Source organism: Rhodoferax fermentans (assembly GCF_002017865.1).
In the GTDB taxonomy this organism is placed as follows: Bacteria; Pseudomonadota; Gammaproteobacteria; order Burkholderiales; family Burkholderiaceae_C; genus Rhodoferax; species Rhodoferax fermentans.
Genome location: NZ_MTJN01000002.1, coordinates 3,615,002 through 3,629,379 on the forward strand (window position 1 = coordinate 3,615,002; position 14,378 = coordinate 3,629,379).

Here is a 14,378-nt window from a genome sequence, read left to right on the forward strand (position 1 = left end):
GAGCGGCGCCGGGTGTTTGCTTTGAGGCGTGAGTCAAACACCTACTCACAACACAAACCGGGCCGCGTGCCCCCTGCAGACTCACCAAACCGCCCGGAACTGGCCCGACTGTGGTTCGCAGCGCACCAGTTGACACAAAAGAGGCAACTGCGCACCTTTTCCTATTGTGGCTTTAGGTTTGGCGTGGTCTATGTCGGGGAATCACTCTGTGTCTTGGACTGGGCCTTGCGCAAAGTGCTGGTGAAGCCACCAGGGTCAATAGCCACCCTTGGCACCATCCTGGGCAATGCAAAGGTGTTCCACCAATGACACCTATCACCACCACCAGGCCACCGTGCGACACCCGCCCGGATCAAGCCGCCCGCGTTGCTGACTATCTGGAGCTGAACCCCGCCAGCACAGCAAAAGAGATAGATGCCGCCTGCGATGTGGGCAGTGTCACAAAGGTCATTTCAGACATGCCCCACTTGAACTATGGCCTGCGCAAAGGCTGGAGGTATGTCACGTGTGACAGCGGCAACCGCACGCGAAGAGTGCGCACGTATGCACTCGTTCACCGCCCAGCATCGATACCAGACCTGTTTTCTCAACTCGAATGACGCCCCCAAATTTGTAGGACCTCACCATGGCAAACGCACAAACAACCATAGATCTGATCTTCAACGGTGTTGACCGCACCGGCGCCGCCACCGTGGCCGCCCTGGACAACGCCCGCAAGTTCAGCGGCTCAGTAAGAGATATCACCGAGCCCATTGCCAGCTTCACCACGGGTGCGGTCAAGTTGGAGGCCGGTATCTTGGCCGCTGGTGTGGCCATGACGGTTTTTGCCGTTAAAACCGCTGGTGATTTTGACTCGGCCTTCAGGCAGATCAGCACCATCATCGACGCCAGCGACGAGGATTTGGCGGGCTTCAAGGCTGCCATTTTGGATTACGCGCAGGGCAGCACCCAGCCGCTGGAGCAGATCACCAATGCACTCGCTAACGCCATCGGCAGCGGCGTGGACTGGGCGCAGTCACTGGACTTGATCAGCGTGGCCGAAAAACTGGCTGTGGCCACCCGCTCAGACCTGGATAGCACCACCAAGGTGCTGGTCAGCACGCTCAACAGCTATGGGCTTGAGATAGCCGACGCCGGCAAGGTGAGTGATCTGTTTTTCAAGATCATTGACGAGGGTGACATTAGCATGGGCGACCTGGCCGCCAGCTTTGCCAAGGTGGCGCCAATTGCCAAGATCAGCGGCGTGTCGCTGGAAGAAGTGGGCGCAGCCATTGCCACGCTGACGGCCAGCGGCATCAAGCCCGCTGAATCCATCGAATACCTTCGCGGCGCCATCAACAACATCATCAGCCCGAGCAAGCAGGGTGCGGATTTGGCCGCAGAACTGGGCATCAACTTCAATGCCGCAGGCCTCAAGGCACAGGGCCTGGCTGGCCTGCTGGCTGAGGTGGCGCTCAAGACCGGCGGCAGTGCCGACAAAATGAAAATTTTGTTTGGCGACATTGGCGGCTTTACCGCTGCTGCCACGCTGGCGGGGCCCCAAGCTGAAAAGTTTGCTGAGACGCTCAAGGCGATGGGTGATGTTGCTGGTGCGACGGACGCGGCATTTGCGAAGGTGAGCGGTAGCCTGGAGGTCTCTGGCGCAAAGATTGCCAACGCGTTCACCGCACTGCTGGTGTCCATCGGCAGCCCTTTGCTGGATGAATTTGGTGGTGTGGCCAATGCCATTGCCGGGATTTTCAGCGGCCTGGCTGATAGCGCCAGAACCGGCGGGCTTAAAGACTTGGTGACCTACGTTGAAAGCCAAATGGCCGGGTTGCAGGCAGCGGTCGAGCGCGTGGCTAAGAACCTGCCCGCCGCGTTGGCGTCGGCAGACTTCAGCGGGTTCAAAGGTGGAATTGACGCGGTGATCACCTCTGTGAAAGCGCTGTTTGGTGGCCTGGACCTGACCAGTGTAGACGGCCTGCGCAGCGCGATTGAGACCATGGGCGCGGCCTTTCTGGGGCTGAGCCTGTATGTGAGTGGCGTGGTCGAATCATTCAAACCACTGTTTGACACCCTGGTGGCTGTGGGCAGCGGTGCCAAAGATGCTGACCTGAGCTTTCTGTCCATCGCGGGTAGCCTGGGTGGCCTGGTGACCCAGCTCAACATTGCTCTGCCATTGTTTGATGTGTTGATTGGTGTGCTGGCTGCTAAAAGCGGCCTGGGCTTGGCGAAGGAGTTGACAGACCTCTCGGCCTTGCTGCCTGCGTTGACCTCTGGACTGGGGCTGGTGGCAAAAGCCGGTGCGCTGGCGGGTGCGGGTATGGCTGGTTATGAATTGGGTGGTCTAGTGAACGAGGGCATCAGCGCGTTGATCAGCAAGATCACCGGCAGCGAGAACACGCTGGGCACGTGGATCTACAACATGACCCACGCCGACGAGGCCGCAACGGCGCTGGGTGCGTCCACCACTAAGGCGGCCACCAAGATCGAGGATATGAGCAAAGCCACCAGCGGTGTGGCGGGCGACTTTAGCGCGGCCAACCAGGCCATGCTGGACAACTTTGCGGCCAGTGAAAAGGCTGCTGAAGGGTCCGTTCGCCTAACTGATGCTACCAAGGATGCAAGTAAATATGTCCTGGCAACCGTACCTATTTACGACAAGGCAACCGGGGCTATCACCGGGTACGAACAGAAGTTGGTGAAGTCTGCAGCTGGCACGATTGAGTTAACAGAAAAGACCGATAAGGCCAGCACCAGCCTGGACGCCATTGCAGAGAAAACAAAAAAAGCTGAAGAGGCCCAAGCCAGGTGGAACTTGGCAGTTATGAAAATGAACTCTGACGAAAAAATAGCTGAGATTGCCAGTCAGACAAAAATCGCGACTGCGCAGATTGAAGCGGATGCCAAGAAAACCGTTGCCGCCTATGAGTCCCTCAACGAAACCATCAAAGACACCAGCAAAAGCGTTGCAAATTTGTTTGGGTTGTTGATCACCCCCAATGCAATGGATTGGGCGACATACCGAAAACTGCAAGACGAAACAACCAAAGAGAGTCAACGTCGTGACGAAGCGATGAAGTTGCAAAAGGACCTGACAACTACGCAAATTGACCTCATGAAGGCGCAGATAAAAGCCTTTGAAAATGGCAATGCCATGATCAAGATCAATGGGGACGGCCTGCAGCCCCACCTGGAGGCCTTCATGTGGGAGATCCTCAAGTCCATCCAGGTGCGGGTCAACAAAGACGGCATGAAGATGCTGTTGGGGGCCTGAGCCATGCACGCCACACCCGAGAGGAAGGTTTTTGACAACCTTGGCCGTGATCAGATCATCGCCGCTATCGTGGGTGGCCACGATGTGTTTGCCGCCTATTGCGAGATTTTCGAGCCACTCAACCCGATAGGCTCGTTTATGTCTTTCTTTGGCGCCTGGCACTGTTTGCAGCAGTGCATAGAGGCCTTGAGTCGCGCCGGACTACTGCCACAGTTGCCAGACCCGCATTACAACGACTTCATTCACGGCAGCAAAAGTGATCGATATGCGACGGCTGAGCGCTGCGCCAAGGCTGATGACATTCAAGAATTGGTAGCGCTCGCTGGCGTGATGGCGGCGTGCATCGAGCCCTACAAAAGCCGCTTCAGGTTCAACAACAGAGCCCCCTATTTGACTTGTTGACAAGTCTCAACACGGCCACTTGAACCTGAATCAGCTGCGGCATTTGCCTGCACCCATACCCACCCCATGAAAACAACAATAACCCCCGACCTGATCCGGGCCGCCCTGCAGCACATCCCCGCGAACCTACCCCGCGACGAATGGGCACGCGTGGGCATGGCCATCAAAAGCGAATTCCCAGATGAAACAGGCCGCGACCTGTTCACCGACTGGAGCGCCACAGCGGACGGCTTTGACCTCAAGGCCGCCCGGTCCACCTGGCAGAGCATCAAGCCCGGCGGCGGTGTGGCCATTGGCACATTGCTGCACCTGGCCAAACAAAACGGCTTTACCCTGCCCAAGCCCGACCAGGCGCCAGCCCAGCCCGACCCCGCCACGGTGGCACGCCTGGCCAGCGAGCGGGCTGCCAAACAACAAGCCGACCAAGCCCAGCAGCAGGCCGCCCACGAACACGCTGCCAGTGAGGCTGCGCTACTGTGGGAACAGGCCAGCGAGACAGGCGAAAGCACTTACCTGACCCGCAAGGGTGTGCAAGCCCACGGCCTGCGCTTTGCGCCTGAGGGCTGGCTGCTGGTGCCCTTGCGTGACAGTGCGGGCAAGCTGTGGAACCTGCAACGCATTGCACCCGCCCGCCCGGCGGGCGGTGGCACTGACAAACTGTTTTTGAAGGGTGGGCGCAAGTCCGGCCTGTTTCACTGGTGCGGCGATCCGACCGGGGCCGCTGCGCTGCTGGTGGCTGAAGGCTATGCCACCGCCGCCAGTTTGCACGCATGCACGGGCCGCCCCTGCGCTGTGGCGTTTGACGCGGGCAATTTGCCAGCAGTGGCCAAAGCGCTGCACCAGGCACACCCGGCGGCGCTGATCGTGATCTGTGGTGATGATGATGCCGCCACCCAAGCCCGCACCGGGCGCAACCCTGGCCGCGAGAAAGCCACAGCGGCCGCCCGTGCTGTGGCTGGCCTGGCGGTGTTTCCTGAGCCGCTGCCTGATGGTTCCAGCGACTTCAACGACTTGCACCAGGCCGCCGGTTATGACGCGGTGGCTTTGATCGTGAGCCAGGCGATTGACTACTTTGAGCCGCCCCAGCAGCAGGCCAAAACGCCCGTACAGTCAACGACCGCGCCCAAGCCTGCCAACGGTGCCCAGCGCAGCCAAGACAAGCCCAACGGGGCCAATGCTGGCCCCGGTGCCACCCCTGGCGATACCGAGCGGGTTTATGACCCCTTCGTCATTGATGAAACGGGCGTGTGGTTCTGTGGTGCTGACCAGGACGGCAAACGCAAGCCGCCCGAATGGATCTGCAGCCCCTTGACGGTAGAGGCTTTCACCCGCGACCAAGACGGCGGCGGCTGGGGCTACTACCTGGCGTTTGCTGATCCATTGGGCGTGCAGAAGCACTGGGCCATGCCCGCCCGCATGTTGTCTGCTGACGGTGGCGAATACCGCGCCACGCTGTTGAATATGGGTTTGCGCATTGGCACCACACCCCGCGCCCGTAACCTGCTGACCCAGTACCTGCAAAGCCGCCAGCCTGAAGAATTCGCCAGCTGCACCGACCGCATCGGCTGGCACGGTGCCGCCTTTGTGCTGCCCCGTGAAACCATCACCAGCGGCACGGATGCCGAGCGCATTGTTTTTCAGTCCGATGCCCCGATTGAAAACACCTTCAAAGCCAAGGGCACGCCCGAGCAATGGCGCGACCGCGTGGGGGCGCTGTGTGCTGGCAATTCCCGGCTGGTGTTTGCGGTGGCCTGCGCTTTTGCCGGGCCACTGCTGCGCCCGGCGGGTATGGAGTCGGGCGGGTTTCACTACCGGGGCGACAGCTCCAGCGGCAAAACCACCGCTTTGAAGCTGGCCGCCAGCGTGTACGGCGGTGCCAACTACCTGCAGCGCTGGCGAGCCACTGACAACGCTTTGGAGGCCATCGCCGCCCAACACTGTGACGGCCTGCTGATCTTGGATGAACTGGCACAGATCGACCCCAAGACGGCGGGCGAATGCGCCTACATGCTGGCCAATGAATCCGGCAAGGCCCGTGCTACCCGCACCGGCACACCCCGCGCCCGACAGGCTTGGCGCCTGTTGTTCCTGTCCGCTGGTGAATTGGGCCTGGCTGACCATATGGCAGAGGGCCAAAAGCGAACCCGCGTGGGGCAAGAAGTGCGCATGGTGGACATTGCCGCCGATGCAGGCGCCGGCCTGGGTGCGTTTGAGGATCTGCACAGCATGGCAGGCGGTGCCGCCTTTGCCAAGCACATCACCGGGCAGGCCCAAAGCGTGTATGGTGCCCCGGGCCGCGCTTGGCTGCAATGGCTGGTGGACCATGCCGACACCCTCAAGGCCAGCATTCGCAGCGCATCCAACACCCTGGCGGCGGCCATGATGCCAGCCCATGCCAGCGGACAGGTCGAGCGGGTGGGCGCACGCTTTGCGCTGGTGGGCGCAGCCGGTGAGCTGGCCACCAGTGCGGGCCTGACCGGCTGGCCAGCGGGTGAGAGCGAGCGGGCCGCCCGTGCTTGCTTTGAATCCTGGCTGACGGGCCGGGGTGGCAGCGGTAACGGTGAGATTGTGGCCATGCTGCGACAGGTGCGGCGCTTTCTGGAAACGCACGGTGAGGGCCGCTTTGCCATGTGGCACCGGGGCAGCGATGACCACGCCCCCAAGACCCTGCAGCGTGCCGGTGTGCGGCGCATGCTGGATGCCGATGGCAACCCTATCAAGACCAATAGCCAGCATGGTGCGGAGTTTGGCGACCGGATGCCTGCAGCCCTGGGTGAGAGTGTCAGCTTTGAATACTTCATCCTAGCGGAAGCCTTCAGGACTGAAGTGTGTCAGGGGTTTGACTACCGGGCCGTGTGCCATGTCCTGATAGATCATGGCTGCCTTGCCCCTGACAGTGGCCGCCCGTTTGACTGCAGGCCCCGCCTGCCTGGCATTGGGCCTGCGACGTGTTACCGGATCACACCTGAGATATTCAATCTTGAGCTGTGATCTGTCAGCCGGGCCGCGCGTGGGCGGCGGGTGTGGAGCCACCTCCGCGCTGTGTTGCCCGCTTTGGCGTCGACCCCGGCACCAAGGACTACACGGGCACTTGACCACCAGCGTCAGCACCGTAGACCCCAAGCACCAACGCTGCCAGCGAGTGGGGATCAGGCGCACCACCCATGCCGCCCGGCGTGCCGTGGCGCACGCTTGCATCAGGTGGCGACTTGCCCGGCTGCGCCACCACCCCCCCGCAACGGGTCCTTCCCCAGCTACCTCCACACGGGTGCGCAGAGTCGCGAAATCGCGCTAGAGGCGAACGCTGCAAAAAGTCCGTTTTACAGTCCGTGCCTGGGTGTAAGTCCGATTGTCTGAACGTCTGCGAACGTCTGCGGAAGTGACTGCCCTCACTTTCTAAAAAACTGAGGGCAGACTGAGAACAAAAAAACCTAATGAAATCAACGGTGTCGCACTGCCCTCAGTTGTCGCAGTCAAAAAAGCGGTAACCTGAAGAAAGTGCACAACAAAGAGTGCCAGAAACACCCTTAACTTTGTGGGACTCCCCCCCTGCATGTGCCCACCAGACCCGCCACACCGACCGCACGGCGAGCGGTGGCACACGCTTGCACTGAATGTTTGCATGCCCCCTCAATGGGTCCTCCCCCAGCTACCGCCACACGGGTGCGCAGAGCCGCGCAAAACACGTGTGCGCATGTGTCAGACCTGGGTAGTCAGTGGGCAATACGCTTGTATCTAACCCATACTGAATATCACCCATGGCTGTGGTTAGCACACCAGGTTCACCACCCCGGCTAACTGGCCAACCGCCGACGCCCGGGCACACGCCTGCACTGGGGTGGCCACTCGACTTGCTGGCCCCCCCCATCAAGGTACTTCCCAGCACCTTCCTCACACGGGTGCGCAGAGCCGCGAAATCGCGCTAGAGGGTGGGGTTTGCCAAATGTTGACAGATGGGTTGACACACGACCCGAAGTGCTTCAATTTGTTGACAGCAGCGTGAACGCTCCAGGATCACCGCAGCGACCGCCCGGCGTGCTCTTGCACACGCGTCTGCACCAGCTCGACACACTGCGCAGCACCTGGCGTGATCCGGGCTGTATCTTGTTGCTTTTGGGAGTCAGTCCGCCAACACCCTGAAAGGCGCTGATTTTTTGGTCGGCCTTACCCCTCAAAATACCCCTAGCGACCAACGAATGGGGGCACATTTGGGGGCACATTTTCACAATTTGCAGAACGAAGTGAGCATTCATGCGGGTTTGCGGGCATGATATGAACGTCACTCTCAAGTAAATCAAGGAAAGCCCACTATCAATACGGTAGTGGGCTTTTTTCTTGGGTGTTTTTACTGTCCAAGCCAGTCGGAGCAAGGTTGGGCAGCGGCCCGATGCTGACGTCACTCCCCCTTGGCCTTGGCTGACCCGTTGGATGCATCACCCTGTGCTTGGAACTTGGGGGCACGCCAGCCATGGCAGCCAGATCGCTCCAACTGCCAACAGAGAACGGACAGATTTTTCTGCGCATCAGCGCTGGACTACATTAGCCCCCATGGCCATGGATCACACCAAGCTGTTGCCGGGTGTGGCCGACAGGTGCTCCAGGGTCTGCCCGACTGGTCAACCAGGAGTTCCCCATGAGCAGCAGCACCCCAAGCGGCACCAAGTCCGCCGTTAAGACCACAACCAAGGTGGCCAAACAGGCGGCCATCAAACCTGCTGCAACAACTGCGGCATGGCAGGCGGCGACCCCGGGTCAGGAGCCATCTCTGCGCTTTTTCCACTCGCAGGCCTTGCGCACCCGCACCCATGCGGTGTTGACCGCGATCGAGGCCAAGCCGGACGCACCGGGCCATGGTGAGGCGCTGGCCGATGTGGTGAACGACCTGATTGATGCGGGCATGGACTACTACTTCTTGCGTGCGCTCAAACAGGCGGAGGTGGGTTTTGTGGCGGAACAGTCCGCACGCCTGGGTTTGTCAGGCGCGGTGCGGCTGCTCAGTTCGGTCAGCCGCAAATTCATTGTGCGTATGGGGCCGCAGCAACTCGTGGTGGTGGCGGGCCACATCCGCACACTGGCCTGATCTCTGCCCTGTTCGTTTCAGCCCGCAGCCACCAGCTGCCCCTGCACCAGACGCACCGACCGGTCGGCCATCTCACGCGCCTCGGCTTCGTCGTGGGTCACCAGCAGGGTGGCCATGCCGATGGCCTGAATCCGGCTGCGAAATTCCTGGCGCAAGACCACCCGCAGGTCGGCGTCCAGCGCTGAAAACGGCTCGTCGAGTAACAAGGCACGCGGTTCGGTGATCAGCGCCCGCGCCAACGCCACCCGCTGCTGCTCACCACCCGACAGGTTCCAGACACGACGCTGGGCCAACTCGGTCAGGCCAAACAAAGCCAGCATCTGCAAGGCCCGGGCACGCGCTTGCATTTTGGGCACCCTTTGTTCGACCAGACCAAAGGCCACGTTGTCGAGCACGTTGAGGTGCGGAAACAGCGCAAAGTCCTGGAACATCAGCGCAAAACGGCGCCGCTCGGGCGCCAGCGCGGTGATGTCCTGGCCGTCCCAGCGGACAGAGCCGGCATCGGGCGCCTGCAGGCCCGCCACGATGTTGAGCAAGGTGCTTTTGCCGCTGCCCGATGGCCCCAGCAGCGCCACAATTTCACCTGCGGCCACCTGCAAACTGAGGTCTTGCAGCAGGGGCAAATCGGCATAACGCTGGTGGATGTGGCAAAGCTCAAGCATGTTGGGTGATGGATGGGTGGGAGGTCTGGCCTGACACACGGCGCGGCAGACGGGGGGCACCGCGCTCGGACACCGGCCATTCGATCAGCAAAAACACCAGCAGCGCCAGCGTCATCAGCACACAGGCCTGCACCATGGCTGCGTCCAGGTTGGCCTGGCCCGGGCGACCCAGGCGCTGGTAGATCAGGGTGGTGAGGGTGGCCCATTCGGGGCGCGACAAAAACAGCGTGACCGCAAACTCACCCAAGGCGGTGGCTGCGGCAAACGCCATGCCACGGCGCAGCGACGGCCGCAGCAGCGGCAATGTCACCCGCCAGAAACAACGCCACGGACTGGCGCCCAAGGTGCGTGCCGCCTGGCCCAGATGCACCGGCAAACTGTCCAACCCGGCTGAGAGTGACTTGGCGACAAACGGATACGCCAGCACCGCATACGCCGCCAGCAGAAGCGGCAAGCTTGCGGTCCACGACGGGTACAACAACAACAAACCAAACGCCACCGTCACCGGCGACACCACAAAAGGCAAAAACGCCGCCGCCCGCCAGGCCACCGAGGCTTGCGCCGCCAACGCATGCAACACACCCAAGAGTGTGGCCATCAGCAGCGCCAAGGCCGAGAACCGCAAGGTGTTCCAGAGAGCGGCCAGGGTTTCTGCATCAAACAGGCCTGTAGCCCCCGTCCATAAAGCGCTGATAGCTTTGATAAATATAGCAAGGATGGGCAAGGCGCAGATCCCAAACAACAGAGCCAGGGCCAGTACCAGCGCCAGCCACTGGGGCGCACCCTGCGGCCGCACACGCGGTATGGGCAACAAACGCAGTGGGGCCGCCAGGCGTTTCTCCAACGCGGCGTAGGCCAGCGCCACCCCACCGGTCAGCCCCAGCGTCCACAGCGCCAACACGCTGGCCTGGCCGAGTTGTAACTCATACGCCACCAGGGTGTAAATCTCGACCTCGACCGTGGCATACCGCTGTCCGCCCAGCACCAGAGCCAGGCCAAATCCGGCAAAACAGTACAAAAACACCAGGCACAAGCTGGACAGCAGCCAGGGCGCAATGGCTGGCCACTCGACCCGCCAGAAGGCACGCCAGGGTGTGGCCCCGAGTGAACGCGCGGCAGCCACCTGGCGGGCATTGACCTTCGCCAGCGCATCCACCCCGGCGCGCACCACCAGGCACAGGTTAAAAAACAGGTTGCCGTAGAGCAGCAGCCAGGGGCCGTCCTGCAAGTGGATACCCAGCGCACCACTGAGCACCCCTCGCGGCCCCCACAGCGCCAGCACGCCCAAGGCCGCCACCAGCGAAGGCACCACAAAGGGCAACATCAGCAGGCGCAACACCAAAGCGCGACCAGCAAACTCAAAGCGCGCCAGCACCCAGGCCAGCGGCAGCCCCAACCCCAAGGCCAGCACACAGGTGATGACAGCCTGCGCCAGCGACCAGATCACGCGCCAACGCAGGTAATCGTCCTGCCAGGGCTGCCACAGCGATAGCCCGTCGGTGCTGCTCAGTGGCCCGGCAAACCCCTCCCACGCCAGGCGGGCCACCGGGGCCAGCAACAGCAACAACAAGGCGGCGGCGGGCAGCAGCGCCAGCCATACACCACGCGGTCGGGCCAGGCGAACCAGCCAGCTGGGCGTCATCACAGCCGCCCCTCACACCACAACACAGCCACCTGCCAAGCTTTCATCCAATGCGTGACCTGGGCCTACTTCAGCACCACCTGCGTCCAGCGCGCCACCCATGAGGCACCTTTGTCAGCAATCACCTGAGGCGGCAGGCTCTCAAACGCGGCAGGTGCGGCGCCGTGGCGCATCACCGGCGCCAGCGGCGTCTTGGCCACCGCGGGGTACATCCACATGCTGGTCTGCAAAGCCTCTTGCACCGGGGCAGAGCGCAAAAAGTCAACCCACTTGAGCGCCGCCGCTTTCTGCGCCGTGCCTTTGATCAGTCCCACCCCTTCGACCTGGCGGAACACCCCACCAGCCAGGTTCAGACTGGCCGTGGGTGACTCGGCGGGCTGGTCCTTGGCATAGAACACCTCGGCAGCCGGGCTGGTGGCATAACTCACCACCAACGGGTAGCTGCCCTTGTTGCGGCTGAACTCGGTGTAATAGGCTTCGCTCCAGCCTTTGACCACCTTGAGGCCGTTGCTTCGCATCTGCGCCCACCAGGCAAAGGCCTTTTCTTCCCCCAGCCCGGCAATCGTGGCCAGAAGGAAAGCGTAGCCAGGGCTGGAGGTGGCCGGGTTGGGCACCACCAGCCAGCCCTTGTAGGCGGGCAGAGTCAGGTCTTGCAGGGTTTTGGGCAAGGGCGTGCCACTTTTGGCGACCGCGGCGCGGTCATAGTTGAGGTTCACAAAACCATGGTCCACGGCGGCCAAGGCATCGCCGAGTTGGGCATCCACCGTGCCTGCGGCCTGGGGCAAGCTGGGTTCCAGCACACCAGCGGCCAGCGCCTTGGCTTGCAAGGTGTTGTCAATGCCGTAGACCACATCGGCCACCGGCTGGGCGCGGGTCAGAATCAGTTTGTTGAGCATTTCGCCGGCATCACCCCCTTTGATGAGGACCAGCTTGATGCCATTTTGGGCTTCAAATTGCGCCAGCAGCGGCTTGGGCAGGGAGAACGAGCTGTGCACCATCACCCGCAATTCATCAGCTGCGTGGCTTGGGGCGGACAAGCCGGAAACAGCCAGCGTGATGGTGGCCAGGACAAACAAACGACGGTTCATGGTGGTCCCTATAAAAAAACACCCGCGCGGTGAACGCACGGGTGATCAGGGACAGGCCAGAGCTGGCCGCCAACAACCCATCACGCTCCCTACGCTGGCATGATCCAGATCAGGTATGGGGTTTTTCTCAGCCTGGCCTGCTGCATTGCTGCGGTAGGCCAGACACCCCCGGTGAAGGGTCGGATTGTAAGGCTCAGGCCTTGGTCATCGAGTCGGCCTGGATGGCGGTCAGCGCGATGGTGAAAACGATGTCGTCCACCAGCGCACCACGCGACAGGTCGTTGACGGGCTTGCGCAGACCCTGCAGCATCGGGCCCACCGACACCACATTGGCCGAGCGTTGCACCGCCTTGTAGGTGGTGTTGCCGGTGTTGAGGTCGGGGAACACAAACACCGTGGCCTGGCCAGCCACCGCGCTGCCGGGCGCCTTTTGGGCAGCCACTTCCTTGACACTGGCGGCGTCGTACTGCATCGGGCCGTCGATCACCAGCTCAGGCCAGCGCGATTTGGCCAACTCGGTGGCGGCTCGCACTTTTTCCACATCGTCGCCCGAGCCTGAGGAACCGGTGCTGTAGCTGATCATGGCGACCTTGGGGTCGATGCCCAGGGCGCGGGCGCTGTCGGCACTTTGTTTGGCGATTTCGGCCAGCTCTTCGGCCTTAGGGTCGGGGTTGACCGCGCAATCGGCATACACCAGCACCTGGTCGGGCATCAGCATGAAGAAACACGAGGACACAATGTTCGAGCCCGGTGCCGTCTTGATCAGCTGCAAGGCCGGACGGATGGTGTTGGCGGTGGTGTGCACCGCGCCACTGACCAGGCCATCGACCTCGTCAACCGCCAGCATCATGGTGCCCAGCACCACGGTGTCTTCCAGAGAGGCCAGCGCTTGCGGGGCGGTCAGGCCCTTGCTCTTGCGCAAGGCCACCATCGGCTCGACAAAACGCCCGGCGATCTCGGTCGGGTCCAGAATCTCCAGGCCAGCAGGCAACTCCACACCGATGGCGCTGGCCACCGACTCGATGACCTGACGTTTGCCCAGCAAAACACAACGTGCCAGGCCTTTTTCGGTACAGATCACGGCGGCACGGATGGTGCGGGGTTCATCCCCCTCGGGCAAGACAATGCGTTTGTTGGCGGCGCGCGCCTTTTGCATGAGCTGGTAGCGGAACGCTGGTGGCGACATGTGGGTCGACGCCGCATTGTCCAGACCGGCGCAGATGGCGGTGGCATCGAGCTGCTCCACCACACTGTCGATCACCAGGTTCATGCGGGTGTGGTCGTCCTGCGGCACGGCCAGCGGCAGGCGGCTGACACGGGCGGCGGTACCAAAGCTGTCACCATCGGTGCGCAACACCGGCAAGCCACTGTTGAAAGCCATGGCACCAAAACGCTGGATGCGGGGGCTGATGAAACTGTTGTGGGTCAACACCAGACCCGCCAGTTCGATGCCGTTGCTGGCGGCCAGCGCGGTGGCCAGCATCACATCGTCACGGTCACCGGCGCTGATCACCAGCACACCGGGTTTGAGGCGCGGAATCACCTCGGACACCGAACGGGCGCACAACACGGTGTCACGCACACGGCGGGTGGCGATATCGCCCTCGATCATCACCTCGGCGCCCAGGTAACGCGCCACATCCAGGGTACGCGGTGCGGAGAGCTCGGGGTTTTCACGCACCACACCAAAAATCGGCACACCACTGAGCTGGCTGGCCACGGCGGCTTCGTCAAAGTCGATGCCCACGCGGTTGAAGATGACACCTTCCACATGGCGACCCGAGTTACGGATACGCGCAATCATGTACTGGGTGTGGGCAATGCCCTCGGCATCGGCACCACTGGCCACCAGAATCACATCGGCCTGCAGGCTGCGCGAAATATCGCTGGAGAGCTGAGGGATGAAGGCGCGCGTCGGGTCGGTGTGGATGCCTTCCACCACCAGCACGTCCGCATCTTTGGCACTGGCCATGGCCAGGCTCACGATGTCTTCCAGCACTTCGGCGGTTTTGCCGCTGGTCACCTGCTGGGTCACCAGTTGCAGCGGCAGCGGGTCAGGCGTGGAGACGGCCTGACAGATGCTGCGGGCAAACAACACCGACGGTTCCGATTCCGGGCTGTGTTTGGTGACCGGTTTGAAAAACGCCACCTTCAAACCACGGCGCTGCAAAGCGCGCAACAGGCCCAGGGACACCGAGGTCAAGCCCACATTGGGTTCCGTGGCCGACAGAAAAAACGTACGCAT

8 protein-coding genes and 1 riboswitch are annotated in these 14,378 nt (G+C 61.9%); of the genes, 4 read left to right on the forward strand and 4 right to left on the reverse strand.

Annotation, left to right across the window (positions count from 1 at the left end; all coding sequences use genetic code 11):
* Nucleotides 1–625 precede the first annotated feature (625 nt).
* The 4 genes from RF819_RS16885 (at nt 626) to RF819_RS16900 (ending at nt 8,741) form a co-directional block, all read left to right on the forward strand.
* Nucleotides 626–3,259 carry a phage tail tape measure protein gene (locus tag RF819_RS16885; protein WP_078366051.1) on the forward strand — a complete coding sequence of 878 codons (2,634 nt, stop codon included), beginning with the start codon at nt 626–628 and terminating at the stop codon, nt 3,257–3,259.
* Between the two features lie 3 nt (nt 3,260–3,262).
* A complete protein-coding gene (locus RF819_RS16890; protein ID WP_078366052.1) occupies nt 3,263–3,661 on the forward strand; it encodes a hypothetical protein in 399 nt (132 codons plus the stop codon).
* A gap of 66 nt (nt 3,662–3,727) precedes the next feature.
* Nucleotides 3,728–6,652, forward strand: a complete 2,925-nt coding sequence (locus RF819_RS16895; RefSeq protein WP_078366053.1) for a DUF927 domain-containing protein — start codon at nt 3,728–3,730, stop codon at nt 6,650–6,652.
* 1,642 nt (nt 6,653–8,294) lie between these two features.
* Entirely contained in the window at nt 8,295–8,741 is a 447-nt protein-coding gene (locus RF819_RS16900) for a hypothetical protein (protein ID WP_078366054.1), read from the forward strand.
* Nucleotides 8,742–8,758: 17 nt separating this feature from the next.
* On the opposite strand, the gene RF819_RS16905 is transcribed toward RF819_RS16900, so the two are convergent.
* The 4 genes from RF819_RS16905 to pta all read right to left on the reverse strand — a co-directional run bounded on the left by RF819_RS16905 (nt 8,759) and on the right by pta (nt 14,378).
* Nucleotides 8,759–9,403: an ABC transporter ATP-binding protein gene (locus tag RF819_RS16905; protein WP_078366055.1), complete on the reverse strand. Its 645-nt coding sequence runs from the start codon at nt 9,401–9,403 to the stop codon at nt 8,759–8,761.
* Nucleotides 9,396–11,045: an ABC transporter permease gene (locus RF819_RS16910; protein WP_078366056.1), complete on the reverse strand. Its 1,650-nt coding sequence runs from the start codon at nt 11,043–11,045 to the stop codon at nt 9,396–9,398. Before RF819_RS16910 ends, RF819_RS16905 begins: the two co-directional genes overlap by 8 nt.
* A 65-nt stretch (nt 11,046–11,110) precedes the next feature.
* On the reverse strand, nt 11,111–12,133 hold the full coding sequence (locus RF819_RS16915) for a thiamine ABC transporter substrate-binding protein (protein ID WP_078366057.1): 1,023 nt from the start codon (nt 12,131–12,133) through the stop codon (nt 11,111–11,113).
* 68 nt (nt 12,134–12,201) lie between these two features.
* A riboswitch (TPP riboswitch) is annotated at nt 12,202–12,313 on the reverse strand.
* A gap of 13 nt (nt 12,314–12,326) precedes the next feature.
* A complete protein-coding gene (gene pta, locus RF819_RS16920) occupies nt 12,327–14,378 on the reverse strand; it encodes a phosphate acetyltransferase (protein WP_078366058.1) in 2,052 nt (683 codons plus the stop codon).